The following is a 23,844-nucleotide window of genomic DNA, read 5'->3' on the forward strand; positions in this document are numbered from 1 at the left end:
GTGGACACCGGCGAGACGCTGTTGCCCTTCGGGTCAGCCTCCGGTGAAGACTTGGCCGGGGGGCCGGTCTTCGCCTGCAGTTGGTTCTGCCTGAGCAGCTCCCGCTGCGCGGCCGTCGCAGGTTGTCCCTTCGTTGTCGGCAGCCCATGCGACTCCACCGGCTCGGCACGCCGCTGTGTCTGTGCCTGACGCTGCTCGAGTGACACCGGCTTCTGATGCGCGACCGGCCGCGGTCCGACGTACGGGCTCTCGCCACTCCGCCCTGATCCCGTCGGCATCTGGACCAGCCAGCCGCCACCCGCAACGACGGACAGCACCAAGAGCAAGACAAGTAGGCGAACGCGCGCGGACACAGCAAGCAACACCAGAAGCCCCCCACAGGCGATACGCGCCCGCAGAGTGAGCGCGCAAAATGTGCTCGAAGTCTTGACGCAGAGGAAGAAGATGATCAAGGGGTTATTCGGGTGCCAAGAGATGACTGGCCGTATCGCACGCCTAACGGAAGCGAACCCGAGGTGCGAGTTGAGGACATCACAGATCAAACTTTCGTTCGAGTTGTGCGGGCGTATCTGACAGCGAGGCGTATCCGCCTACTCGCGGGCGCCTGAAGTGGAATAAGCCGAGTCGCCCAAACATTGGCCAAAAAGAGACGCTCGCCAGCGCCACCGCCCGCTCGAACCGCCCGCCCAGGGGCGACCCAAATGCGGAGAAGGACCTCGGCCTCGCTCTTCGGGTTATGGATGGCAGGGTTCTTCCGTCCGCTGAGGGCGTCGACCTGGTACGGGGCTAGGGCGTGGGGTGGTGGGGTACGCCTCGGGCGGGCACCGGCCGGACCGTCACCGAGCTCGGGTTCACCCTGCCCGACCCGCGAACGGCCGGACGGACGACGGAAGGCAATGATGAGGACATGTGGCGACGCACCATGCTCCTGGAAACCGGCGCCGCGCTGCTCACCGCCGCCCTCCCCAAACACAGCGGCGCGCCCGCCCTCGGCGGTGACCACCTACAGCAACTCCACGACGCCGAGCACGCCCTCTACACCGAGGACCGCGACCACGCTCCGCCGAGCTCGGCCGCCAGGCCACCAGCACGCTGAACACCGCGTACGTCTGGCTGAGGCAGGGCCGGTAGGCCCGGCCCGCGAACTCCCACCGCGACACAGTGAGCATGTGCGGCCACTTCGTCGCAGCCGCCCGATGGGCGGCCGCGACCGCCGAGACGGCGTCGGCGAGCGTCGACGGCGTCGCATCCGGCATCACCGGGTCATCAGCGAGCGCGACCAGGGCGACGGTGAAGTACCGCCGGATGTCCTCCGCCCGCCCGGCGAACGCCCGCAGCCAGCCACGGACCGTTCCCTCGGCCAAGCCCAGGTGGGCGGCGACCTGGCGGTGCCCCATGCCCAGGGCTGCTATCTCCAGCCCAGCCCCGATCACCACGGCCACATCCGCCCGCCGCGGCCAGAGTGCCTCCGCTAGGAGCACGTGCGTGACCCTTGCAGCCTGAGCAGCGCGTACGGCGTGGCCGCAAAAACAGCCGGGCCCCCAGATCACCCCGGATCGACCGCGGCCGGCCCTGCCACCCGCTACAACGTAGGCAGCATCGCGAGACGCCTCGTCGGAGCGTGAGGCTCTACCGGCGGCGGCCGCCGTCGCGGGTGAGGTGGTGGTTGAGGATGTCCCGCCGTGCCTGGCCCCTGCGGGGCGCGGCGACGAGGTCGGCCACCGAGGCCGGCGGGGTGCCGGCGAGCGCCCAGGCGAGCATGTGGGCCGTCTGGCGGGTCTGGAACCATTCACCGAGGGGATGCCCAACATCGTCGCCGGAGGCGAGGACGGCCGCGATGATGCGGTCGGCATCCATCGCAGCGTCCAGGAGCGCAAGGACGGCCGGGGAGGCCCCCAGGACGGCCAGGCGGCGGCGCATGGCGAGGAGGACCCCGGCCTTCATGTTCGCCAGCGGGCGACGCCCCGACTCCCAGCCCTGCACGGTGGCCAGGTCCACAGCCAGGAGCTCGGCGAGTTCCTGCTGGGTGGCCGGGATCGACGTTCGGGCTGCGCGCAGCACGAAGCCGCTGATGAGACCCGCGCGTGAGGGCCGGTGCAGTTCGGCGTTCATGGCGCTCCCCTTGGCGTGGCGCGCTCTACTCGTACCCCCAGTCAGTCCTACTCCACCGCGGCCGCTCATACGGTCAATCCGTGGAATCGGGCGGCCCTGTTGGCGGCCCGGTCGCGCTGGTGACGCCCGGATTGGCGAGGAGGCTGTAGTGCTGCCCGTGTCCCCCCAAAGCCGTACCCGTCGAGGGCCGGATGTGCCCGGTGAGCTGACCGTGGCCCGCGCCGACGGCACCAGCAGCACGTTGCCTGTCGACATGAGCCTGATCAGCGAGACCGTCTCCCAGGTGTTGGAGCACCGCGCCGGCACCCCCGACCGGACCGTGTGCGCGGCGTGGCACCGCTGGCTGTCGGGGCACGTGCGTCTCCTCGCCCCGATCGCCGTGGAACAAGCCCCCCGCTGGGACGATCCGCAGCGCATGCGACTGGTGGAGGACACCGCCGCGCACGCTGGGCGGATGCTGGCTGCCGGGCTCCCCGCCGACCGGCACGCCGCGTACGTTCACCTCCAGGAGCTCGCTCGTGAATGCCGGGGACTCCTCGGCCTCGTCCTGGACCAGCCTGGGGATGGGCGGTGAGCGCCGTGGCCGCCCGCCGAAAGACCGTTCGGCTGCGCGTCGGCGACATGGTCACCGGCTGGTCGTACGTCGAGCCGGAGGGCCGGGGCCAGGAGCTGCCTCAGCTCATCGTCGGGACCGTCTCCCAGATCGGCTCCGGCTGGACGGGAGTCGACGACGCCGTCGCCTACGTGTGGGTCCGCCTTCCCTCCGGCCGGGAGGCGAAGGCATTGACCGGAGAGCTGGAGAAGACGACCGATACCGGGGCCGGCGCAGGTGGCCCGGGTCACCTGCTGCGGCGGGACTGATGGCTCCCGTACGCCCGGGGCGGAAGCCGATCCCCGGGCGTACGGGGCACGAACCGCACCGGCCCACCAGGGGCCGTGCGGGGCACCTCATGAGCACCTCCTCGAAGGAGCACCGAAGATGAGCACGAGCATGCCCGCCCCCGCACAGGCCGCCCACCGGGCGCAGGAGATCCTGGCCGCGATCGTCGCCGACGAGGAGTTCGGCGCGTTCGAGGCCGCCACCCTGGAGTACTCCTCGGACTGGCAGTGCTTCACCGGCTTCCCCGTCATCGAGCGGTGGAGCCTGGACAGCGACAAGGGCCCGCTGTTTACCGAAACGATCGCGGGCTGGTCGCGCGGGGAGTCAGCCATGATGCGCTCCAGGGCGTAGATGCCACCCAGGCGGATGTCCAAGGAGCCCGACCCCATGTTGTGGATCGCCGCGTTGAAGCGGTCAGTGATCTGGCCCTGCTCGACGATCTGCAGCTCCTTGCCACTTTGGCTCACCTGTTGCCAGGTGAACAACAACGCGGCGACCGCGGCCAGCCCCGGCAGGCTGAGCAGCAGCAGTGACAGCCGTGACGTGGCGCCGCCAGGCCCTGCGGCGCGGCGCCGTCGGCGAGAGCGTGCACGCGCAGGCCGCCCGCCGTCGCTTCCGGGCCGCGCAGCTGCTCCAGGCGCGCTAACAAACCCACCCTGCCATTGCCACACTCACACGGGCCCCGCACCCGCAACGCACCGCGGGCCGCCCGCGACGCCGCCGGCGGATCGGCGGGGGCGGGTGGTGCGGACGTCGTGGGCGGCCTGGCGGACCACGGCGCGCACCGTGGCCCGTCGATGGCCTGGAGGCCGCTGTGAGCGCGTGGCGAGGCGACGTCATCCAGGTCCAAGCGCCATCAGCCGCGGCCGGGCGGCAACGTCGGAGGGTCTGGCAGGGCGGGTCTCCTTCTTCAGCTGCATGCGGGCGTTCACCACGGCGTCGCGGGGGACCGTCGCCCAGTGGGGGTGGTCGACGACCGCGATCGACAGCTCTCGGATCTCGGCCCACATCCGGTCGACCGTCTCCTTCTGCTCGTCGCTCCAGCCCGGGCTGTTGGGGACGTCCCCACGGTGGGAGAACTGCTCACCCCGCGCCCAGCCCGCGAGGGCTTCCACGCTCCAGGGCAGTTCGGCCAGGTAGGCATGGTGCTCGGCGTGGGCGCGGTGGAGGCGCTCCTGCAGCTGAAGGAGGTCGTCGGGGAACGCGGGCGCGGTGGTGGTCAGCGGGGTGGTGGTCACACTTGAATCGTAAGTCTGTTCGATTTCTGTAGGGAAGTCGGCGTTCGGGGTGTCACCTGTTCGGGCTCCGGCTTCCCGGGGCCGGCCCCCTCCGGGGTGGGCGGAGACGAAGGCGCGGAGAGTACCGCGGGGTGGCTTGGAGGCTGGGGCCCTGGGTCGAAGGCCTCAACGGGGGGTGGCGCTGGGGCGAAGGCTCGCTGCTGCGGGATCAGAGCAGTTGCATCGGACGCGCCGACCACGGCCGGGATGGACCCGCCCAGGCTCGCTGTGGGGCGACATGTGGGCAGGTTAGAGGTCGTTTTCACCTGGGTTGCCCTTACGGACAGTTTGGTCAAGGCCGCGCTGACCGGGGTGGCGTCCTTCCACCCCGTCAACGCCGACCTGTAGCCCTTCGGCGTGTAGGTGATCAGGCGGGCCCGCACCCCGGTGCCATGGCCCTCTATATGCGCGCCCACGTCCCTGATGCGCAGCCCCTTGCCGTAGACGGACATCCCGACCTTGCCGTCACTGGCCTTGGCGTCAGCGTGCGCGGGGGCGGCGGCGAACATCAGGGCCGCCGCCGTCAATACGTAGATCGTCTTCCTCATGCCAGCTCAACCGGGCGCGGGACACGAAGGTCACCGGGCGGAGGCCGCGATGGCTGGATTCCAGGCGAGGACGTCGTTGCGGCACTCGTCCTCGCCGAGGATGGTGAGCATGTCCGCCAGGGGGCCGCGAAGTCGGCTGCGGCCTCCGCGGAGGTCATCGAGGCCCGGGACCACACCGACCTCGCGGCGATGACCGCCTACGAGCGGAAGTACGGAGTCCTCGCGGAGGGCAGTCTGCACGGGTGGCAAGACGCTGACGGCCCTACCGCGATCACCCAGCATGAAATTTGAGTCGACGTGGGCCGCTGCGCGAGAGTGACCCTCGACGCGGATCGCACCGAGGAGACGAGTTGATCACGGACTACCGGCAAAAGTTGCGCGAGCGCTACATCGCCGCCTCCGTCATGCCGGCCCCGGAGCCATGGCAACCGGTACTCGACCGCACAACTCCAATCGGCGGCCTGCTCGGCATCGGCTTCGCCGTCCACCCCGACAACGGGCATGACCTCGTCATGGTCGTCTCCAGCGACGGCCACGGGCTCTTCGACGCGGTCACCGGTGAGAAGATCGGCCGCGACCGGGATCCCGACCCCGACACCAGCACCCCCGACGCCCACCCAGACCTCACCTGCCCCGGCCTCGGGCCGATCGAAGGCACCCAGGTCCGCATCGCCGGTCTCTTCGGAGGCGGCCTCCACAGCACCACCCCCGACGGCTGGACCCTGGATGTCGTCAGCCCGGAATGGCCCCACGACCGCGTCATCCTCTCCGCGGACGGCGGGGCCCACAAAGGCCCAGCGGGAGGGGCATGGTGGCATGTTTTCCACTCGGAGTACTCAGAACTCCGCACTGCCGGATTCTCACCCTCCGGCCTCACCCTGGCCGTCGCCACCAGCAGCGACCTCACGCTCTGGACCCGTCAGAGGCTCCACTACAACGACTGAGTGCAGCTCCGACACCAAGGACAGGGAGGGGGCAGATGAACCGGGCAGACCTGGCCGAGATGCTCAACGAACAGACCACAGCCCGCGAACCAGCAAAGGCGGCACTTCTCGGCGGAGGCGCCTTCGTCATCTAGGACGGCAGCGTCCCCGGTCAGCAACTTGCCGGCATCTACACGGCTCGCGACCGGCGCGCAAGGAAACGGGGCACCGAGACACTCGCCCTGTCAGCCACTGTCGACACCCTCACCCAGTACGGCACCGCGCCATTGCGAATCGGCTGCATCTTCACGCCGGACAGAACCTGGGCCTTCATGCTCTTCCTCGACGAGGATGCCAGCGTCATCCTGGCCCGCACGGGAGTCCGCAAAACCGACCGACGCCGTGGGCGGGGCCGCCCTAGGTGTGAAGGCCCCGGCATCCCAACGGGGTACCGGGGCCTGGGCGGACCGGTCGTACTGCCCCAGAGCGCTCTGGGCACCGGCCCTGACCCGCACACCCATGTCGGCGCGGACTGATCACGACCCTAACCGGACCGGTCCCCCGCAGCAGCCGTTTCCCGTGCGCAGCTAGGACTTGTCCGGCCGATCACGCCCGCCAACGAATGAGGCTTCACGCCGTCCTGACGGCTGCCGCCGCATCGAGGCTGCCTTGGGAGCGGGGCGTCTTTACTCCCGCCCGGCGTGGCTCGACCGTCCGTGGGTCGATCGCTTCGCCGGGCGCCCCTTGGTGGTACACGCCGTCGGGATCGGTGTCGCGGTCGTGCGGGAGTAGGAAGAAGACCCGTCGGAGCTGGAGACCGCTGTCGGGGTCGGCTTCGGCATGTTCGTCGAGTTCGGTGTAGCCGACCATGCGTCCGTCGCGGGCGTAGCGGGGCTTTCCGCGGCGGCGGGCTGTCTTGTCGAGGGCTTGGCGTACGTAGTCGAGATGTTCAGGGTTCTCCAGCCACACCACCTTGTTCTCGTGGAGGAGGTCGCTCTCGTTCAGCAGCGAGCTCATGGCCGCGGCCTCTTTTCGTTGTCGGCGGCCGGGTAGGGGCCGGGGTGGGTTTGGGAACGGTCGTGTGGAGGTGTGCCGTGTCCATCGTAGAGAGGTGTGGGCCGGCCGCGTAGGCGGTGTGGTCTAGACATGTTCGGGTTCGTCGTCGGCTAGGAGAGCGAGTCCGGGGTAGTACTTCTTTCCGCTGGATTTCATCATGTCGGCCGGTGAGGCCAGGGCGAGCTCCTGGCGCACGCGGGTTGCGAAGGCGCGAGCGGTGGCGGGTCGGATGCCTTCGCCGGTACTGCACCAGCTGCTGTAGGCGGCATAGAGAAGTCCTTGCTCGACCTTGAGGTCGCCTGAGGTTCTATCGCTGGCACGGCCGGTGGTGGCGCTGGTGCAGCACTCGGTGAGGAAGCGCCCGATGTGGTCCTCGGTCGTTGCGTATGCCTGGGTGGCCATCCGTACGGATGCAGGTCCAGTCAGTGGGTCGCGGGTGGCGAGGTAGAGCTGGGCGCCTTCGATCAGCCAATGCAGGATGCCGGGGCCTTCGCTGTCGACGAGTTGCTTGGCCAGGTTGTTGATCTTGCGTGAGGCGGGGACGACACGTTCGAAGGGGATGAGGCGGATGCGGCGCCAAAAAGCGTGACCGCCCGTACCGACTTCGGGGCGGTGGTTGCCCAGCAGCCACAGTTTGTGTGTGGGTGTGAAGGAGAAGAAGTCCTGGCGCATGCGGCGGGCCATGATGCGGTCGCCGCCGGTCAGCAGCTTGACGCGGGATTCGTCGAACTTGTCGTTGGGCTTGAGTTCGCTGCACACCACGATGCGCCGGCCGTGCAGCTCGGTCAGCTCGGTGGAGTGCTCGGAGAACTTGCCCTTCTCCATCAGGAATCCGGGCGGGGCCGCCTGCGCGTAGTCACCCAGAATCTGCGTCATGACATCCAACATGACGGACTTGCCGTTGGCGCCGGTGCCGTAGAGGAACGGCAGGACCTGCGCGCCGACGTCTCCGGTGATGGAGTACCCCAGGAGCAGGTGGAGGAACTGGATGGTCTCCAGGCCCTTGTCGTCGTCGCCGAATGTGTCGTGGAGGAACCGATTCCAGCGCGGTGTCGCCATGGCCTCAGGTCCGACGCTGGCGGCCCGCGAGTGCATGTCGCGTTCGGGGTCGGGCTTGCGCAGCTGTCCGGTGTGCAGGTCGACGACACCGGCCGGGGTGCACAGGGCGTACGGGTCGCCGTCCAGGGTGTCGGGGTCGAGCGCGAGCGCGGGTGAGGCCTTGGCCTGGGTCAGCATGGCCTTGATGCCCGGGGTGGACATGGACCTGCGCCGGTGCAGGAGAAGGTCGCGGTCGCTGAAGAGGCCTGTGGGATCGCTGGCCGGCATCTGTTCGGCCATGTCTCCGGCTGCCCAGAGGGCGGACTTCTCGCCGCCGGTGCGCTTCCAGCGGTACTGACTCCAGTGGTACCAGCCCAGCCCCTCGACATGACGGAACTGATCCCCGTACATCACTGCGAACAGCTTCGCGTTGCCGCGGTCGGTGAGCAGGCCGGGCAGCTGTCCCGTGGGGCGGGCCGGCTCGCGCACCGTGGCGGCGCGCTGCTGGGCAGGCAGGTTCGCCGAAGTCTGTTGGTCTTCGAGGTCGAGCATCTGCTGGGCGGCGTCGAAACGCGGGCCGTCGGCGCTGCTCATGGGCGTCCTTTGAGATGAAGCGGCCGGCTTTGGCCGGCGGACAGGGCAGAGTTGATGACAGAGAGGCTGCGGTGAATCTGATGCGGGCGGGCCGTGTCCGCGGCCGCCGTGAGGAGTTCGCGGACCTGGGACTGCGTGAAGTGCCCGGCGGCTACCAGGCCTCCGGCCGTGTAGGCCGCCCGGTTCACCGGCAGATGCTCGACGCGGTGCGTTACGTCGTCGACAACGGGATCAAGTGGCGCTCGGTGCCCGCCGACTTCCCGCCGTGGGACCGGGTCTACGCGTTCTTCCGCCGCTGGCGCCGCCAGGGCCTGGACGTGGAGTTCCACGACCGGCTACGGGGCAAGGTCCGCGTCAGCGAGGGGCGGGCGGCCGAGCCGACCGCCAGCATCATCGACTCGCAGTCGGTGCGGGCCGCCAGCTCGGTGCCCGCTGCTTCACGCGGTTACGACGGCGGCAAGAAGGTACCGGGCCGCAAGCGGCATGTGATCACGGACTGTCTCGGCCTGCTGCTGGTGGTCGCGGTCACCGCCGCGAACGTGGGCGACCGCGAGGCCGCGGTGCCTCTCCTGGAACGGGTGCGGGCCTCGCACCGCTCGCTCCGTCTGGTCTGGGCGGACGGCGGCTACACCGGCATGCTCGTCGACTGGGCCAGGGAGAAACTCCACCTCACCCTGGAGATCGTCAAGCGGAGTGACGAGCCGCATTTCGTGGTGCTGCCCAGGCGGTGGGTGGTCGAGAGGTCGCTGAGCTGGCTGATGCGTTCGCGTCGGCTGGCCCGCGACTACGAGGCGCTGCCCGCCACCAGCGAATCCATGATCCTGTGGTCGATGACCATGCTCATGAGCCGCCGCCTCGCCCGCCGCACCCACACGACCACGACGGCAATGTCCCTGGCAGCCTGACCGCACCGTCACGGCGTCACGGCGCTGAACTCCCCGGACTGATGCCCGGTGATCCACCCGCGCTCAGCCAAGCGTTTCGCCCGCGAACGCACTCCCTCGATCTTCGCGGGCACCACTTCCAGTCCCAGTGCCAGCGCAAGGTTCTTGGCCCGCACCTTGTCCCGGCCCGCCGCCGCCTCGGTCTCCAGCACCGAGATGATCCGCTGGTAGTCCGGCGCGAGGACAGCCCTGGCCAGCTGCCCGCTCTGGCGGGGAACCGGTGATCCCGTCACCGCGGCGGCCACCGGTTTGTCCTCCACCACGTCCACGGCCTGGCCGGCCGGCTCGGCCAGCACCTCCACCACCGCTTCCCGGGCGATGACCAGCCGTTCGAGAACCCGCTCGGCCTCTTCGAGCACGGCCGCGATCCTCGCGACTTCCTCCCGCGCCCGCTCGACCGCCTCCCGCGCGGCCGACTCCTTCGCCTCCAGCAGACCCAGCACCGACGCCACCAGCCACCCCCACCGATCAAGAAGCAACCCGACGCCCCAACGCTTCCACGCCGATGCAGAGTCCACTCCTGACCAGCGGAAACTCAACGGTCACGACCGGAAAGACAACGGCTTCTGAACGACGGGCCGGTGTGCGGATGCGCGCCGGGCCCGTCGGTGTACTGGCCCGAATGGCCTGACAGCCCGCGCGCCACGGATCCCTTCTTCCTATGGTCGAAATCGATGGCAAGGGGCCTGCTGTGTGAGCGGTCGGCCTTTCTGCTTTCCATCCACCCGCCGGGCAGACACGCCCGCCCCAGCAGAGGACGACGACCATGAGCGACGAGTACAGCGTGACCGCGATGGCCGACGAAGGCGTGGCCAAGAACGTCGAGTACACAGGCAGATACCTGGTTCTGCTCGATCAGGACGACCCCAAGGCCGGGCTCGCCGCGCTATCTTCGGGTGCCGGAGTGTCGGTGACCGACCACGTCCGGGTCGGCGACTCCGCCACTCGCGCCCTCCAGCAGGGCGGAACCGTGGTCCTCGACGATCTGGGCATCGCCATCGTCGAGGCCGTCGAGGGCGACCAGCGGTTGGCTCTGGAAGCCACCGTCGCCTCGACTCCGACTCTGGTCGGCGCGGAACCGGAGCGTGTGCTCCACGCCTACAAGGAGGACACGGCGGCCCGCCCGGTCGAGTACTTCGAGGGGTACCTGCACGGTGTGGCCGACCTCGTCGAGCGCGTTCGGGGAAACGGTCAGGTCAATCCGTCACTGGCGCGGGCCGCGGCCGGTCCCCTGTGGAGCGAGGCGCAGGCAACCTGGGGACTGCAGGCCATCCTGGCGACCGAGACGGCCCTCACCGGCACAGGTGTCGGAGTGGCGATCCTCGACACTGGCATCAACGAGACCCACCCGGACCTGGCAGGCCGGGTGAGGCAGTCGGCGTCCTTCGTGCCGGGACAGGCGGTCGACGACGGCCACGGCCACGGCACCCACTGCGCCGGAACCGCCTGCGGCCCCAGGAACCCGGCCACCGGGCCGCGCTACGGCGTCGCGTGCAAGGCCGACATCTACGTCGCCAAGGTGCTCAACAACCAAGGCCGCGGAAGCGACGGACAGATTCTCGACGGCATCAACTGGGCCATGGACCAGGCCGGGGTCCGGGTCATCTCGATGTCACTGGGCGGTGCGGTCGCCCTCGGCGCCGGCTACTCGCGCATCTACGAGCGCGCCGCCCGTCGATGCCTCAAGCGCGGCAAGCTGATCGTCGCGGCCGCGGGGAACGAGAGCAGCCGCCCGCTGGATCTCCAACCGGTAGGGATGCCTGCGAACTGCCCGTCGGTGCTCGCTGTGGGCGCGATCGCGCCGGACTTCACCATCGCTCCGTTCTCGTGTGCCGGTCTCAATCCCAATGGCGGCGGGGTCGACCTGGTGGGACCCGGCGTCGACGTCCTGTCCACCTGGCGAGACGGCGGATACCGCCGGCTGTCGGGCACCAGCATGGCCACACCCCACGTCGCCGGTGTCGCCGCGCTGCTCTGGGAACAGAACCCGAACGCGACCGCCGCACAGATTGTGACGCTGCTGCGCGCGGGCACACGTGATCTTGGTCTTCCGGCGTCGGACGCCGGTCGAGGACTGGTGCAGGCACCCTAGGGGTAGCAGAATGACGAACCACCCCCTTGGAGGGCGACATGGGCTACGCAACCGGCGATTCGCGCATCGTGAGTGATGAGACGCCCCGTGTCAGGGTGATCGTCGCGCTCGACCCGGACGATTTCGACGAGGCGGTCGAGGCCGCCCGGCGCGCTGGAATGATCATCGAGTCCGAGCAGCGGGGAATCGGCACCGCCGTGGGAACCGTGTCCGAGGACGCGCTGGCCGCCCTGAGCGCAGCCTACGGCGTTGAGGACGTGGAGCGGGAGCGGGGCTACCAGCTGCCGGATCCCGACTCTCCCGTGCAGTAACCGCTTCGCTCATCCTGCCGCTCGATTGGTCCTCACCTGACCTCACCCCAGAGCAGTCACGCAGCGCTACATGCCCCTTCGCCGTAGCTATAAGAACAGGGCCTGGAACATGTGATCCGGCGTTCAGCCTCGTCTGGCAGCAGCTGGCCGAAAGTCGGGCATGCCAAGGTGGACCGTGCCGTGACGTTCGGTGATGCGCTTCATCGCGGCGAGCCCCAGACCGGGCAGCATCCGGTGCAGTTCGCCCGGCTGGTCCGGGTCGACGGGGGCCACCGCGGACGCCTCAGCCCGAGCGGAAGGCGACGCGTACCGCGCCGTCCGCCGGCACGACGAGCACGCCGCCGCCCGTCTTCGCCCAGTCCTCGGGGATGAGGAACATGCGGCCGTTGACCTCCGCGAGGAGCCTCAGACCCTCGTACCGGTACCGGTACCGCTGCGGGGGACCGGTGACCGGCAGGGCCGTCTCGCGTACCTGCCGAGGGGGGAAGTACAGGCGCTCCGCCGTGTCGACGGTCACCGCGGGACGCAGCCACAGGTGCCGCGCCAGGTACCGGGCCTCGTCGGCGCCGTGCTTCTTGGCGTACGCGTGCACCGCCCAGAAGCAGGATAGGCCGACCAGCGCGGCGACGAGGGCGAGCGCCAGCCGCTCGCGTGCCACCGGGTAGTCGGCGCCGGTGAGCTTGAAGGACAGGGCCCTGCCGAACACGACAAGCACCAGCCCGCCGCCGATCAGCAGCGGGGTGTCCATCGCTCCGGCACGCCACACAGCGAAACCGCCGAGCACGCCCAGGACGAACATGACCAGGCCGCAGGCCGAGACCACATACGGCGCCAGCCGGCTCCCCGGCGGCAGGGGCGCGCCCCGGTTTCCCAGCGTGCGCGCCGCGTAGTAGACCAGGACGCCGGCCAGCGCGACGATGAGCGCCGCGCCCGCGGGGACGTAGAGGGCCCCGGCACTGCGCAGCGCGTACTCCTGGGTGGAGAAGCCGAGGGTCGCGGCGTCGACGCCGAAGTGCGCGTAGAGGGCGTCGGTGTAGGCGAAGCCGAAGTAGAGCAGCAGGGCGCCGATGAACGTGGTCGGGGCGGCCAGTGTGGCGAAGGTGACGACCCAGTTGCCCCAGGGGTGCGTTCCGCTTTCGGAGTCCGATTCGGCCATAAGGCCCCCTTCGCTCGGGCGGGCTCAGCCGTTGTCGTCGGACCCGCCGGTTTCGGACGTGCCCCCGTCGGTGGTCTCGCCCGTGGTTTCCCCGGTCGTTTCCCCAGTGGTCTCGCCCGTCGTTTCGCCGGTGGTTTCCCCGGTCGTTTCGCCGGTGGTCTCGCCCGTCGTTTCACCGGTGGTCTCCCCGGTCGTTTCGCCGGTGGTCTCGCCGGGCGGCGTCACGAGATCCGCGGAGATCGGCTCGCTGACCTCCGCGGAGACCCCGGCCTCGTTCCGGAGCGTCGCGCAGACCTGGCGGGTTGGCTTCGAGTTCCCGCCCTTCTCCGAGAACTTGAACTCCGGCGCGACCTCGCCCCCGGGGGGCACGGTCACGGTCTGGCTGGGCGGAATGGCGGGCCGGCTCTCCTCGCCCGGTGTGCAGTCCAGGACTTCGAGCGTGCCCACGTAGGGCTCGGAGGACGGATTCTTGACCGTCTTCTTGTAGCTCTGCGGCCAGTGGCCCGAGAAACCGTCGGAGAGCCGGCCCGCGCGGTTGAAGCTCCCGTCGTCCTTCTCCCTCTCCCGCTTCTCCCTCTCCTGCCTTTCCTGCTCCGTCTCCTGCCCGTCCTCCGTCGTCGGGGCGGTCACGTTGGTGTCCGGGCGCGGATCGGGGTCGTCGCCGGAGGTGCACCCGGTCAGCGGGGCCGTCACGGCGCAGGCGAGGACGAGTGCGAGGAGCGCGCCCCCCGGCCTGTTCCAGAGACGCGTCGTCCGGCCGCGCATGGAGCCTCCCGATCCCAGTCCGACGGGGCGGAGTGCCTCCGCTCCTCTTTCCGGCAGACTAAAACGGTGTCATATCGGGAGAAACCGCCGTTCGGGTAGCCGTCCGCCCTCGGCGCCGGGTCCCGCGGCGCCGGGGCCCAGCCGGAGTACGAGCGCCGAGAGACACGGGCGGCCCATGGGTGTCGTCCGGCCGGACGCAGCCGGTTGGTGGGGACAGGGCGAAACGCCGGGCCCTGTCCCCACACAGCGAGCACAGCCTGATTACGCTGTGTATCCCGGCCATGACGAGCCCTGGGAGCACCGGTGACACAGATCCGGATTGCCACGTTCAACCTCGAGAACTTCGACGAGACCCGCGAAGGCGTGCATCCATCGCTGGTTGAACGCGTCACCCTGATGAAACCTCAGATCAGGCGGCTGCCAGCGGACATCGCCTGCTTCCAGGAAGTCCACGGGCAGGAGCGCCCCGGCCAGCTGCGTGCGCTGCTGGCGCTGAAGGAGCTACTCGCCGGGACCAACCTCGAAGGCGCCGCGCTGGTCAGCACCAAGCTTGAGGACCATCAGGTCTTCGACGTACGCAACCTGGTCATCGCCACCAACCTGCCGGTCATCAAGCAGCAGCAGCTAAAGCACGACCTGGTCGCCCAGCCCCACTACCAGCGGCTCACCGCCACACCCCCCGACCTGGAGCCGGTTCCGATCGTGATCGAGCGGCCCATCCTGCACGCCCAGATCGACATCGACCACGCCGAACCCGGCCGCCTGCTGCACATCATCACCGTGCACCTGAAATCCAAGATCCCCAGCGACATCCCAGGTCAGGTGACCGACAAGGGCATCTGGAGCACCGCCGACAGTTGGGCCGAAGGCAGCTTCCTGTCCTCGATGAAGCGCATGAGCCAGGCCCTGGAAGTACGGCGCCTGGTCGACCAGATCCTCAACGACGACCCCGAGGCGCGCATCATCGTCGCCGGCGACTTCAACGCCGAACCCGGAGAAGTCCCGGTCCAGGCGATCTGCGGCAACGTCGAAGACACCAACAACAAAGATCTCGCCACTCGGGTCCTGGTCCCTATCGAGCACACCATCCCGGGCGAAGCCCGATACACCCTCTTCCACCACGGCCGCGGCCAGATGATCGACCACATGCTCGTCACCCGCAACCTCCTCGCCCACTACCGCGGCTCAGAAATCCACAATGAAATTCTCCACGACGACACGCTTGCCTTCGCCACCGACGACAAGTACCCCGAATCCGACCATGCCCCCGTCGTCGCCACCTTCGACTTCAGCTGAACGACCCAGCGGCCGATCCACCCGTGAGGTGTCCAAGGGACCGCCTGGGGATTCCGCCCGCGAGAAGCGCCTCAGCTTGGCGTTTATCCTCTGCGCGCTTGGTGTTCCTTGATTGACTCGGCGCGTTTGACCGTTTTGCCGACGTTGTGGTGCCTGGCCCGGTGCTTGTTCTTCGAGCCCGGAGGTCGTCCGGGGCCGGGTCGGGAGGGTTTCGGTGCGGCTGCCGGGCGGGTCGCGAATCGGTCCTGGTCCGCGGCGAATGGGCCGACAGCATCCTCTTCGGACTGCTCGCCCGCCACTGGGAGCAGACCCAGCCGTAGACGGGCCGCCCTCACTGCGGCGCCTCCGCGACATCAGCGGACACGCAAGCGGCCCGGGGACTGCAACGGCATGGCCGCCGGACCCACCTGTCCGGCCGCCGGGTGTCTCTGAGCCCTACCAGGGGTTGAGCGGGTAGACGCCCGTCCCCTCGTACAGCTCGGGAGCCAGGGAGAGAACGGTGACGGGCTCACCCGTCTTCACTCCCTGCCACGCGATGGCCGCGGGATGGGTGACCGCCCAGTCCGTGGCGGGCCATGAGGCGGCGTCCAGCGCGTGCGCGGCGGTGAACGGCACGGTCTCGGCGAAGCGCAGCCGTGCGGCATGGGCGCCGGCCCCGGGGATTTGGCGTTCGGCGGCCAGGATCGACAGGGTAGGGATCAGGACGCGTCCGCCGCCGCGGGAGGACTCGATGTAGAGGCCGGTGAAGAACTCGTCCGCCCGGTACAGGGCGGCCAGTGCGGTGTGGTCGAAGACTGCCGTCAGGCTCACGCGGCGGCGCCGTCCTGGTGGGCGCGCACGCGCTCCCAGGCGGACTGGCCCGTATGCCGCAGCTCCTCGGTGTATTCCAGGCCGAGCTCGGCGGCCGCCTCCTGGGCGCGCTGCTCCTGCTCAGCGGCGGTCAGCCGGCTCGCGGCGAGCTCCTCCAGGAGCTCGGTGATGGTCGTGCCGCGTTCCTGTGCGAGGACGCGCAGACGGTCGCGTACGGCCTCGGTCGTCTTGACGCTGGTCGGCTTGCTGCTGCTCATGACCCGATTCTACCGCCGGTAGAATCGGGTCACCAGGCCTCTGCGCGATAGGTGGCGGGTCCAGCTGACCCCTCGCAGTGAACATTGAGCGTTTCTCAGCGAAGGCTGGTGACCGCCAAATATTCTCAGCGAAGGTTGAGCGCTTGTTGGGCCTGGCTGACTGGGGACGCGGTGGGGCAACCTGTTTTCGCGTACGGCGATCCCGTACTCGGTGCCTTTGACCTGGACTTTTTCGACGGCGTACAGCGACGGCGTACTGCGTTGGGTGCAGGATGGGATGTCCGGTTTGAGGATGTACAGCCAGTACGGGGGTTCCGGTGGAACAAGGGCGACCGTAGCTTTCCTGGCTTCTACTACGCGGCGACCACCGGTGGCCATGTGGGGTACGAGTCGTGGCTTGAGCGGGACCGGCTGATCTTGCTGGATTTCGACCCAGATGTGGTGGGGATCGCCTCCCAGCCGTTCTGGCTGCACTGGAGTGAGGACGGGAAGAAGCGCCGTCACGCCCCGGACTACTTCGTACGGCTCGCGGACGGCCGCGCTCGAGTGGTCGATGTTCGTGCCGAGGGCCAGGTCGATGAGCGAACGGCGGAGGCGTTCACCGCGACCGCGAGGGCCTGCGCGGCGGTGGCCTGGGATTTTGTGCACGTCGGTGCCCCGGATCCGGTGGTCATGGCGAATCTACGGTGGCTGGCCCGCTACCGGCATCCGCGGTGCGCCCGTGACACGGAGCTCGCCGGGCATCTTGCCGAGGTCTTCCGGGAACCGCGCCATCTGAGGGAGGGGGCGCAGGAGGCCGGAGATGTGCTGCGGGCACTCCCGGCGCTGTTCTATCTGCTCTGGACCGGGACGTTACGCGCGGATCTGGGTGCGGGCCTGCTGAGCAACGTCGCCGTGGTGCAGACCGCCGACGGGTCCATTGCCGGGCCGGAGAGGAAGGGCCGGGGCAGTGGCGTGCTCGTGCCCAGGCCCGGTCTGGGAAGTCACAGCAGGAGGAGCGATATGCACAAACTGTCGCGGCCGGCCTCGATCGCGGTGGGTGACCGAGTGCGGTTCGAGGGGCAGGCACGGTCGGTGCTCGCAGTGTCCGCGCAGATGGTGACGGTGGCGGAGGGAGACGGCCCGCCGCGCGAGATCCCGCTCGCGGTGCTGCTGGACGATGAGAGCTTCGAAGTGCTCACGGGCCCGGCACGGATGCCGCTGCCCTCGGTGTCGTTGCTGGACGCGCTGCCGGAACACGCACGGGAGAAGGCTCTGTGGTGGGAGGGCCACATCCTGGAGGTTCTCCATGGCGTCAGTCCCGCAGCTGACGCCGAGGCCGGGCCGCGGCCCGACTACGATCCGGCCCGTCGTTCGCTGACCTCGAGGGAGCGGGCGAAGGCGGCCGAGCTGACGGCTGAGGGCTACCAGGTCAGCGTGAGTACGATCGGCAACTTCCGCCGCCGTTACCAGTCAGAAGGGCTGCTGGGGCTGGCCGACCGCCGTCCGGTGCGCACGAGGCCGCAGTTCGGAGCGGTGGACGATCTGGTGGTCGAGGCCATGCGGAAGGCGATCAGGGAGGGTGAGGATGACTCCACTCGCACCGGCACCTACTTCATTTGGCGGACCGGAGAGATCCTGCGGAAGGCGGGTGCGGCTGTTGAACTGCCGTCACAAGCCACGCTCTACCGGCTGCTGGGGAAGCTTTCGCAAGGTAATCCGACCTCGGGCACGGCCCGTAATCGGCGGTCGCGGGCCCATGGGGCGGTGGCGCCGTTCGGACAGTGGACGGCGTTTGCGCCGGGTGAGGTGGTGCAAGTCGACTCCACTCCTCTGGACGTGCTGGTCCGACTCGACGACGGAGTGGTGGGCAAGGTCGAGCTCACGGGCATGATCGACGTCGCGACGAGGACAGTGACCGCGGCAGTGGTGCGGCCGACCACGAAGGCGGTCGACGCGAGCGTGCTGCTGGCCCGCACGGTCACACCGGAGCTGATGCGTCCGGGCTGGGTGGATGCGCTGAGGATGTCGAGGTCGGTCTTGCCGCACCGCCGGCTGCTGGACATCGACGAGCGCCTGGAGCACTCGGCCGCGAAGCCGGTGATCGTGCCGGAGATGATCGTGTGTGATCACGCTCGGGTGTTCATCTCTCGCAACTTCCGTGCTTCCTGCCGCTTCCTGGAGATCGACTTCCAGCCCACCCACAAGGCGTCCCCGTTCCAGAAGGGGCACGTGGAGAAGATGCTGGATTCCGTGGGCACGCTGTTCGCACAGTTCGTGGCCGGGTACACCGGCCGCAGCACCGACCACCGCGGCCGACACCTGGACAAGGGGCCGCTGTGGTCTCCGCTGGAGCTGCAGGAACTTCTCGACGAATGGCTCGTCAGGATCTTTACCGACCGCAGGAGCTCGTGAACCGGCTCTGAACTGCGACGATTCATAGACTACATGTCCGCGACGGCGAGTTGGGGCGTTGTTGTCGCTCGTTCGTGTGGTCGTCGTGCCGCGAGCGGAAGCGTGGTGCGCGAGGCGTCGCAGCACGAGGGCGCCTGGGGCCTCTGTCCCCGTTGTAAATCAGTCGTCCAGCGGCAAGGGGCCCGACACGATACGGCTATGACTAGCGATCTCTTGCTTGACCGGGCCCGGGAGCTATGGACAGGGCTGGCGGTGAGGCCAGTGGAGTTCTCCTCCTCGGACGGGGCGAGCGTTGTGGTCTCTCCTGGCTCGCGGTTGTGTCCGCCGTTGTGGACAGGGATCGTGCTCCTCGGCGGAGCCAGCATCGTCACCGTGCCGAGCGTGCATGTCGCCAAGCTGATGGCGGGCGCTTCAAGGAAGCTGTCCGATGAGGAGCTCGTCGACGAGGACCGCTTGCATGAGGTGTTGCCCGTCCTCGACGTACTTGGGCCTGCATCCCTCTTCTATCTCGACCGCGCCGACTTCCTGCCTGTGCAAGGAGGCGCCGCTGTCGAAGAGGCGGTGTGCGGCGACGATGAGTTGGCCGCGTTCCTGGCTCGGGCTGGTGAAGAGGACGCCGGGGAAAGCGGCTTGGAGGACATCACCTCTCCCGCATTCGTCCTCCGCGAGAGTGACGGCGTGGTTGCCGCGGCCGGCTATCAAGCTTGGCCGCAGTCGGTGGCTCACCTGAGCGTGCTCGTTGCGCCGGGTCATCGAGGCCGAGGGCTGGCGCGGGTCGTGGCGTCTGCGGCGGTGGCGCATGCACTTGACACCGGGCTGCTTCCGCAATGGAGAGCACGGCCGCATCCGTCAAAGCGTGTGGCGCTTGCGCTGGGCTTCCAGGAGCTTGGTTCCCAGCTCAGCGTCCTCCTCGGCGACGGCGGTCTCACCGGCCTTGGCCGGTGAGACCGCCGTCTGAAGTCGGCCGAGGTGATTCAGTGCACCGTTGAGTCGGTGATCTGGGCTTCGAGGTCGGCGACGCGACGATCCTGGAAGCGGAGGTTGGAGCGGGCAGCCTTCAGTCGCTCGTCGAGAGTGCGGGTGTCGGCGGTGAGCTGGCGGACTCGCTGCTTGAGCGTGGTGTTCTCGGTGGTGATCCGCTGGATGGCTTCCTCGGTCCATTCGGCCTGCAAGTCGCGGATCTGGCCAAGGAGTTCGCCGATGCGGGTCCGCTGGGTGAGGATCTCGGCATGAGCGGCCTTAAGGCCCTCTTCGGCGTTCAGGGCCCGCTCGCGCCAGGTTGCTTCTCGCACGTCGTCCTGCTCGGCGAGCATCTGGGTCCGTCGTTCGCCGGCCTCCGCCATGGCGGAGGCGACCGCGACTCTGGCCTCGGGGTTGTCATAGAGGAAGGTGCGGGAGACGTCCGCGCGGCGGGCGACGGCGGCGACGCTGACCTGGGCCTTTTCGCGACGGAGCCGGACGATGGCTTCGCGGACTCGTTGGAGGGAGGTCTCGGTCTTGTGGCGGCGGGCGGCCAGGGCAGCGGCGGTGCGGGGTTCTGGAACGGTGGCGGTCTTCATGCGATGTCCCGTTCGGGGTCGTCGTCGACGGCTGTGCACGTATAGCTGTACTCGCTCTGCTCGTCGCTGCCCGCATCGGCCAGATCGGCGGCGCGGAAGGCGGTGGACCAGACGCGCTGGAAGTAGTCCTGGGGCTTGCGCAGGTCCAGGGCGAGGGCGTCGTCGAGGAGGCCGAGGCCGGCCAGGGCCCTCTCCAGGCCGTCGATGGCGCGGGCGGTGGGCTCGAAGTAGCGGTGGAGGTAGTCGGCGGTGGCGTCGTCGGGGGCGCCCTCGGCCAGCAGTCGCCACTGTTCGCGTTTGCGCCGCCAGTAGAGGAGGTCGGCGCCGGAGAGGACGAACTTGTCGCAGTTGTGGCAGTCGAGGTTCCAGGGGCAGGCGCCGCCGTCGACGACGGGCTGGAAGGTGCAGAACCCGCCCTCGGCGGGTGTGCTGCGGCGGGCGAGGTCGATGGCAAGGGCTTGGGCCTGCTCGCGGGTGAGCGGGGTTTTCGGCCCGGTGAGGACTTCACCGGGGCTGGGGCTGCCAGGGCCGGCGACCCAGACGTGCTGGAGGACGTCCTCCAGATCGGACTGTGTCAAGTGGATGTAGTGCTCGGCCATCCGCTCGGAGACGTGACCGAGGTAGCGGCGGACGTGCGTCAGGCTTGCCCCGGCCCGCAGCAGGCTGGTCGCCAGACTGTGGCGAGCCTGATGAGGAACCCAGCGGCCGATGTCGAGATCGTCGATCCAGAGCTTGAAGCCCTTGTGGAACCACTTGTAGCTCAGCGGCCGATGGCCGTCGCGGTTGCGGATATTGGTGGGGAACAGCGCCATCTGGGCGCGTTCCTCGGCGGTGGGTGGCCGGTTGTTCCGGGCCTCGAACAGGACCAGGGTCTTGCGTTGGCGGGCCTCAAGGAGCTGATGGACTCGTTCGGGGATGCGCAGGGCCTGGTCGTAGTTGCCGACTTTCGTCTGGTCGTGCCAGAGCATGGGGAGGCCGCCGTAGCGGCCGAGGCAGTCCAAGCGGAGCTGGAGGACTTCTCCGCAGCGGCGGCCAGTGACGATGATCGTCTCCCAGGCATCCCGCAGGCCGCGGTCGAACGGATCGTAGGTCTCGGAGAGCCCGCTCAGGTTGGTCTCGTCGGCGAGCGCGCGGGCGACGCCGTCGGCGAAGGGCGATCGCGAACGGCGGACTGTCCTTCCTGGGGCAGGCATGGCAGCGATGAACGCCCGGTCCAGGCCGAGGCGTTCGGCCTCTCCCGACTCCAGGGCCCCGCGCAGGAGGCGCCGGGTGCGGTGGAAGACGCGCTGGCGGGTGTTGTCGGTCACGATCGACTGCTTGCCCGGGCGTCCTCTGGCCGCGAGCGAGACGAGGCCGTCCCGCTCGCGTTGCCGCTGGTCGGCGACGAACTGGTGCATATGGTCTGCCGTCAAAGCTCGCGGGTCATGGCCGCCGGCAGGCGCGTGGAGTTCCAGGAAGGTACTCAGCTCCAGACCGGCTCGGCGCATGTCGTCGAAAGTGCTTCCGCTGCGCGGGCAGCCGGGAGAGCGCAGGATAGAGACGAGGTGGTCCCAGATGAGGTCGCGGAGCCATCGCTGGGAGACGCCGGTGAGGTCCATGTGGACCGAGCGGCCGGTGAGCTTGCGCCCAAAGTGTTCGGTGAGGATGTATCCGAGCTCGCGAGTCTCGGCCGGCGTCACGTAGAGGGGCTGCAGCCAGCCGGCCACGGCCCGGACGATGTGGACCGCCTCGCGGCTGACCCCCTTCTGCAGCAGCCGTTCCTCCTCGGGGCCCGCGTCCGTCAGCGACCGCAGACCGTGCTCGCGGGCGAAGTTCGCCAAGCCCTGCCAGGTGACCAGTTCCCAGCGGCCGTGTGCCTTCTGGGTGTAGGTGAACATGCCCCACTTGATCTCGGCCCGCAGCAGCGCATGCAGCCCTCGGAGATTGACCTGCGCGGGCCGGAGCACAGCCCCGGCGCTCGCGCACCAGCGCCGGAAGGCGAGTTCGTCCTCGTAGCTGACCGGTGTGACCAGTCCCCGGCGCCCGAAGCGGGTGCCCCACTGCGACGGCAGCGTCGCTCCTCCCGGCCTGCCTTGCCTGCGGTAGCGGCGCTCGTGACGGAAACACAGCTCGAGCGGGGAGTCTGCGAGTTCCGGGCAGACCTGGACCTGGCAATCGCCGAAGCCAGGATGCGATTGCTGATCGACGAGCCAGGCGTCGAAGTCGAGGTCACCGCCGCGGCGGCCGCGCTGGTTGTACCAACGAAACTCGTGGTATCGGCAGAGCGCCAGTGTGTGGTGACGAGCGGGCCGCCCGGGGCAGATCTGACAGGACCGTTGTTCGATCCACTCCCCGGGTCCGACGGGCGGCGCGGTGCGGAGGAACTCGGCTCGTTCTCCGCCCAGGTCGCGGTGTTCACGCCAGAGCATCTCGTGAGAAGAGCACAGGTCGCCATGTCCCATGGTGGACCGCTCGCAGTCGGCGCAGAGGCAATTCCACCGGTAGACAGCATGGTCCGGCGGGATCTTGACGACATCGGGTCGGAACAGCGGGTCGAACGATGGGGTGCTGATCAGTGCGGTGAGGATTTCCAGCCGGTCCCGGCCAGCGCGGGGGTCCTGCTGCGGCAGCAGGGCTGTCGTCATGGTCACTTCGGCTCACCCCAGACCGTGCGCAGGGCGGCATCGAAGGTGGGGTCGTGGACGTCGACATGTCCGTAGACCTCGTCGACCGTGGCCGTCGAGGCCCAGCCACCGGCATCTCGGGCGATCAGCAGGTTGCCGTCGGCGGCATCAAGAACCGCGGAGGTGAATGTGTGCCGGAAGGCATGGGGTTTCACCAGCCCCAGGCCAGCGCGTTTCCCGGCCCGGCCGAGCATCCGGCGGGCGCCGACCGGGGCCCAGGGCTGTCCGGTGCCGTCGCCGTGGAGCTGGTCCAGGAGCATGCCGTGTCCGGCGCCGCAGGGGTATTCGGTCGTCATGTACTCGAAGTAGGCGTGCACCATCGCCGGACTGACCCGCTTGATCAACCCACCCGTCACCGTGCCGTGTTCGGTCTGCCAGGAGTGCTTGGTCTTGGCCTCGGCCCGGTTCGGGTTTCCCGGTCGGTGGCAGACGTGCAGGTGAGGGCTGCGGCACTCGTTGCACGAAGCGTTCTCGCGCAGATGCAGGTCGACCAGGTGCAGCCCGCAGAGCTCACCGACCCGAAGACCGCCGTCGGCGAGCCAGGTCACCACCAGCCGGTCCCGGGCGGAGTTCACCCTCTCCAGCAGCCTGTCCCTCGCCCCGTCCGGGAGCATCTTCGGATGCCGGCGGTGCGGGCCCTTCGGCGCGAGCGGGTTCGCGGGCATCGCGGATTTCACGTGTCCGAGGAACGAGCGACGACGGTCCACCCGCGACGGCAGCCGGGTGCCATCCAGCTTCTCGCCGAGGTCGACGTTGATGCCGAGGGAGGCTTGGTGCAGGTAGAAGCCCTTCAGGCAGGACGCCGTGATCGACAGCGCGGACCGACCGTAGGGGCGCTTGCCGACCCGCCAGGGCTCACCGAGCGGCATCCGGACCTCGGCGCCGACGATGCCCATATACCGTTCGAGGTCACGTACTTGGACTGCGTCGAAGGCCAGGCATTCACGCTCCAGCCACCGCAGATGATCCACCAGGTAGTACGCGTACGTCTTCTGGGTGCCGGTGCCGTCATGGACGCGCAGGAACCGGTCTGCCTCCGTATGGATGGTGCCCTCGGGCCAGACGATCGTCCACGATCGCTGTCCGTCCTTCCGCTCGATCCGCTGGACCCTCAAGTCCCCGACCACGATGTGCCGTGCCACTCGTCCTCCGTACCGACTCCGGAACAT

The 23,844-nt window shown here is 68.9% G+C and carries 27 protein-coding genes and 1 pseudogene; 12 read left to right on the forward strand and 16 right to left on the reverse strand.

The features are described 5' to 3' along the window. Positions 1-452, reverse strand: a 452-nt coding sequence (locus tag J7F03_RS39430; RefSeq protein WP_214958034.1) for a hypothetical protein, incomplete at its 3' end; no start/stop codon positions are given. 455 nt (positions 453-907) lie between these two features. On the opposite strand from J7F03_RS39430, the gene J7F03_RS39435 reads away from it, so the two are divergent. Further along, positions 908-1,096, forward strand: coding sequence for a hypothetical protein (locus J7F03_RS39435; RefSeq protein ID WP_214958035.1), 189 nt, complete (start codon positions 908-910; stop codon positions 1,094-1,096). Between the two features lie 533 nt (positions 1,097-1,629). Here J7F03_RS39435 and J7F03_RS39440 read toward each other — a convergent pair. Continuing rightward, positions 1,630-2,112 (reverse strand): DNA-binding transcriptional regulator, encoded by a 483-nt coding sequence (locus J7F03_RS39440; RefSeq protein ID WP_214958036.1) that lies wholly within the window; start codon positions 2,110-2,112, stop codon positions 1,630-1,632. 193 nt (positions 2,113-2,305) lie between these two features. On the opposite strand from J7F03_RS39440, the gene J7F03_RS39445 reads away from it, so the two are divergent. The 4 genes from J7F03_RS39445 (at position 2,306) to J7F03_RS39460 (ending at position 3,525) form a co-directional block, all read left to right on the forward strand. Then, on the forward strand, positions 2,306-2,686 hold the full coding sequence (locus J7F03_RS39445) for a DUF6415 family natural product biosynthesis protein (protein ID WP_214958037.1): 381 nt from the start codon (positions 2,306-2,308) through the stop codon (positions 2,684-2,686). Continuing rightward, on the forward strand, positions 2,683-2,973 hold the full coding sequence (locus J7F03_RS39450) for a hypothetical protein (protein WP_214958038.1): 291 nt from the start codon (positions 2,683-2,685) through the stop codon (positions 2,971-2,973). Before J7F03_RS39445 ends, J7F03_RS39450 begins: the two co-directional genes overlap by 4 nt. Before the next feature lie 118 nt (positions 2,974-3,091). Further along, positions 3,092-3,343, forward strand: coding sequence for a hypothetical protein (locus J7F03_RS39455; protein WP_214958039.1), 252 nt, complete (start codon positions 3,092-3,094; stop codon positions 3,341-3,343). 41 nt (positions 3,344-3,384) lie between these two features. Then, entirely contained in the window at positions 3,385-3,525 is a 141-nt protein-coding gene (locus J7F03_RS39460; RefSeq protein WP_214958040.1) for a hypothetical protein, read from the forward strand. Between the two features lie 303 nt (positions 3,526-3,828). Here J7F03_RS39460 and J7F03_RS39465 read toward each other — a convergent pair whose 3' ends face one another. Both J7F03_RS39465 and J7F03_RS39470 read right to left on the reverse strand, forming a co-directional pair. Continuing rightward, positions 3,829-4,230 (reverse strand): hypothetical protein, encoded by a 402-nt coding sequence (locus J7F03_RS39465; RefSeq protein WP_308380151.1) that lies wholly within the window; start codon positions 4,228-4,230, stop codon positions 3,829-3,831. Between the two features lie 617 nt (positions 4,231-4,847). Continuing rightward, complete coding sequence (locus J7F03_RS39470) at positions 4,848-5,057, reverse strand: hypothetical protein (RefSeq protein WP_214958041.1); 210 nt, start codon at positions 5,055-5,057, stop codon at positions 4,848-4,850. Positions 5,058-5,167: 110 nt separating this feature from the next. Here J7F03_RS39470 and J7F03_RS39475 point away from each other — a divergent pair, with 110 nt between their 5' ends. After that, positions 5,168-5,761 (forward strand): hypothetical protein, encoded by a 594-nt coding sequence (locus J7F03_RS39475; protein ID WP_214958042.1) that lies wholly within the window; start codon positions 5,168-5,170, stop codon positions 5,759-5,761. A gap of 609 nt (positions 5,762-6,370) precedes the next feature. Here the strand turns inward: J7F03_RS39475 and J7F03_RS39485 are convergent. After that, positions 6,371-6,757, reverse strand: coding sequence for a DUF6009 family protein (locus tag J7F03_RS39485; RefSeq protein WP_214958043.1), 387 nt, complete (start codon positions 6,755-6,757; stop codon positions 6,371-6,373). A gap of 123 nt (positions 6,758-6,880) precedes the next feature. Then, entirely contained in the window at positions 6,881-8,428 is a 1,548-nt protein-coding gene (locus tag J7F03_RS39490) for a phage/plasmid primase, P4 family (protein ID WP_214958044.1), read from the reverse strand. A gap of 80 nt (positions 8,429-8,508) precedes the next feature. Between J7F03_RS39490 and J7F03_RS39495 the strand changes: the two genes are divergently transcribed. Further along, on the forward strand, positions 8,509-9,333 hold the full coding sequence (locus J7F03_RS39495; RefSeq protein ID WP_251073176.1) for an IS5 family transposase: 825 nt from the start codon (positions 8,509-8,511) through the stop codon (positions 9,331-9,333). Between the two features lie 8 nt (positions 9,334-9,341). On the opposite strand, the gene J7F03_RS39500 is transcribed toward J7F03_RS39495, so the two are convergent. Continuing rightward, complete coding sequence (locus J7F03_RS39500; protein ID WP_214958045.1) at positions 9,342-9,824, reverse strand: hypothetical protein; 483 nt, start codon at positions 9,822-9,824, stop codon at positions 9,342-9,344. 314 nt (positions 9,825-10,138) lie between these two features. Here J7F03_RS39500 and J7F03_RS39505 point away from each other — a divergent pair, with 314 nt between their 5' ends. Continuing rightward, positions 10,139-11,464, forward strand: a complete 1,326-nt coding sequence (locus J7F03_RS39505) for a S8 family serine peptidase (RefSeq protein ID WP_251073174.1) — start codon at positions 10,139-10,141, stop codon at positions 11,462-11,464. Positions 11,465-11,502: 38 nt separating this feature from the next. Further along, entirely contained in the window at positions 11,503-11,775 is a 273-nt protein-coding gene (locus J7F03_RS39510) for a hypothetical protein (RefSeq protein ID WP_214958046.1), read from the forward strand. Positions 11,776-11,898: 123 nt separating this feature from the next. Here the strand turns inward: J7F03_RS39510 and J7F03_RS39515 are convergent, their stop codons facing one another. From J7F03_RS39515 to J7F03_RS39525, 3 genes are read right to left on the reverse strand one after another with little or no spacing between them, the layout of a single operon-like run. Continuing rightward, the gene (locus J7F03_RS39515; RefSeq protein WP_214958047.1) at positions 11,899-12,048 is read right to left on the reverse strand and encodes a hypothetical protein; all 150 of its coding nucleotides are present in this window, start codon (positions 12,046-12,048) and stop codon (positions 11,899-11,901) included. Positions 12,049-12,058: 10 nt separating this feature from the next. Then, entirely contained in the window at positions 12,059-12,931 is an 873-nt protein-coding gene (locus J7F03_RS39520) for a hypothetical protein (protein ID WP_214958048.1), read from the reverse strand. A 24-nt stretch (positions 12,932-12,955) separates the two neighbouring features. Further along, positions 12,956-13,696: a hypothetical protein gene (locus J7F03_RS39525; protein ID WP_214958049.1), complete on the reverse strand. Its 741-nt coding sequence runs from the start codon at positions 13,694-13,696 to the stop codon at positions 12,956-12,958. Between the two features lie 303 nt (positions 13,697-13,999). Between J7F03_RS39525 and J7F03_RS39530 the strand changes: the two genes are divergently transcribed. Beyond that, positions 14,000-14,992 (forward strand): endonuclease/exonuclease/phosphatase family protein, encoded by a 993-nt coding sequence (locus J7F03_RS39530; protein WP_214958050.1) that lies wholly within the window; start codon positions 14,000-14,002, stop codon positions 14,990-14,992. An 83-nt stretch (positions 14,993-15,075) separates the two neighbouring features. Here the strand turns inward: J7F03_RS39530 and J7F03_RS42205 are convergent. From J7F03_RS42205 to J7F03_RS39540, 3 genes and pseudogenes are all read right to left on the reverse strand, one after another. Next, positions 15,076-15,234, reverse strand: a pseudogene (locus J7F03_RS42205) (transposase); the annotation flags it as partial. 193 nt (positions 15,235-15,427) lie between these two features. Then, positions 15,428-15,802 (reverse strand): PIN domain-containing protein, encoded by a 375-nt coding sequence (locus tag J7F03_RS39535; RefSeq protein WP_214958051.1) that lies wholly within the window; start codon positions 15,800-15,802, stop codon positions 15,428-15,430. Then, positions 15,799-16,059: a hypothetical protein gene (locus tag J7F03_RS39540; RefSeq protein WP_214958052.1), complete on the reverse strand. Its 261-nt coding sequence runs from the start codon at positions 16,057-16,059 to the stop codon at positions 15,799-15,801. The genes J7F03_RS39535 and J7F03_RS39540 overlap by 4 nt, the downstream gene beginning before the upstream one ends. Positions 16,060-16,230: 171 nt before the next feature. Here J7F03_RS39540 and J7F03_RS42540 point away from each other — a divergent pair, with 171 nt between their 5' ends. After that, positions 16,231-18,453: a TnsA-like heteromeric transposase endonuclease subunit gene (locus J7F03_RS42540; RefSeq protein ID WP_308380152.1), complete on the forward strand. Its 2,223-nt coding sequence runs from the start codon at positions 16,231-16,233 to the stop codon at positions 18,451-18,453. Between the two features lie 198 nt (positions 18,454-18,651). Further along, positions 18,652-19,398 (forward strand): GNAT family N-acetyltransferase, encoded by a 747-nt coding sequence (locus tag J7F03_RS39555; RefSeq protein WP_214958053.1) that lies wholly within the window; start codon positions 18,652-18,654, stop codon positions 19,396-19,398. 29 nt (positions 19,399-19,427) lie between these two features. On the opposite strand, the gene J7F03_RS39560 is transcribed toward J7F03_RS39555, so the two are convergent. From J7F03_RS39560 to J7F03_RS39570, 3 genes are read right to left on the reverse strand one after another with little or no spacing between them, the layout of a single operon-like run. Further along, on the reverse strand, positions 19,428-20,012 hold the full coding sequence (locus tag J7F03_RS39560) for a DUF6262 family protein (RefSeq protein ID WP_214958054.1): 585 nt from the start codon (positions 20,010-20,012) through the stop codon (positions 19,428-19,430). Beyond that, the gene (locus J7F03_RS39565) at positions 20,009-22,636 is read right to left on the reverse strand and encodes a site-specific integrase (RefSeq protein ID WP_214958065.1); all 2,628 of its coding nucleotides are present in this window, start codon (positions 22,634-22,636) and stop codon (positions 20,009-20,011) included. Before J7F03_RS39565 ends, J7F03_RS39560 begins: the two co-directional genes overlap by 4 nt. Before the next feature lie 2 nt (positions 22,637-22,638). Beyond that, positions 22,639-23,817, reverse strand: a complete 1,179-nt coding sequence (locus J7F03_RS39570; RefSeq protein ID WP_308380153.1) for a tyrosine-type recombinase/integrase — start codon at positions 23,815-23,817, stop codon at positions 22,639-22,641. Positions 23,818-23,844 lie beyond the last annotated feature (27 nt).

This window comes from Streptomyces sp. ISL-43 (genome assembly GCF_018614195.1).
Classification (GTDB): domain Bacteria; phylum Actinomycetota; class Actinomycetes; order Streptomycetales; family Streptomycetaceae; genus Streptomyces.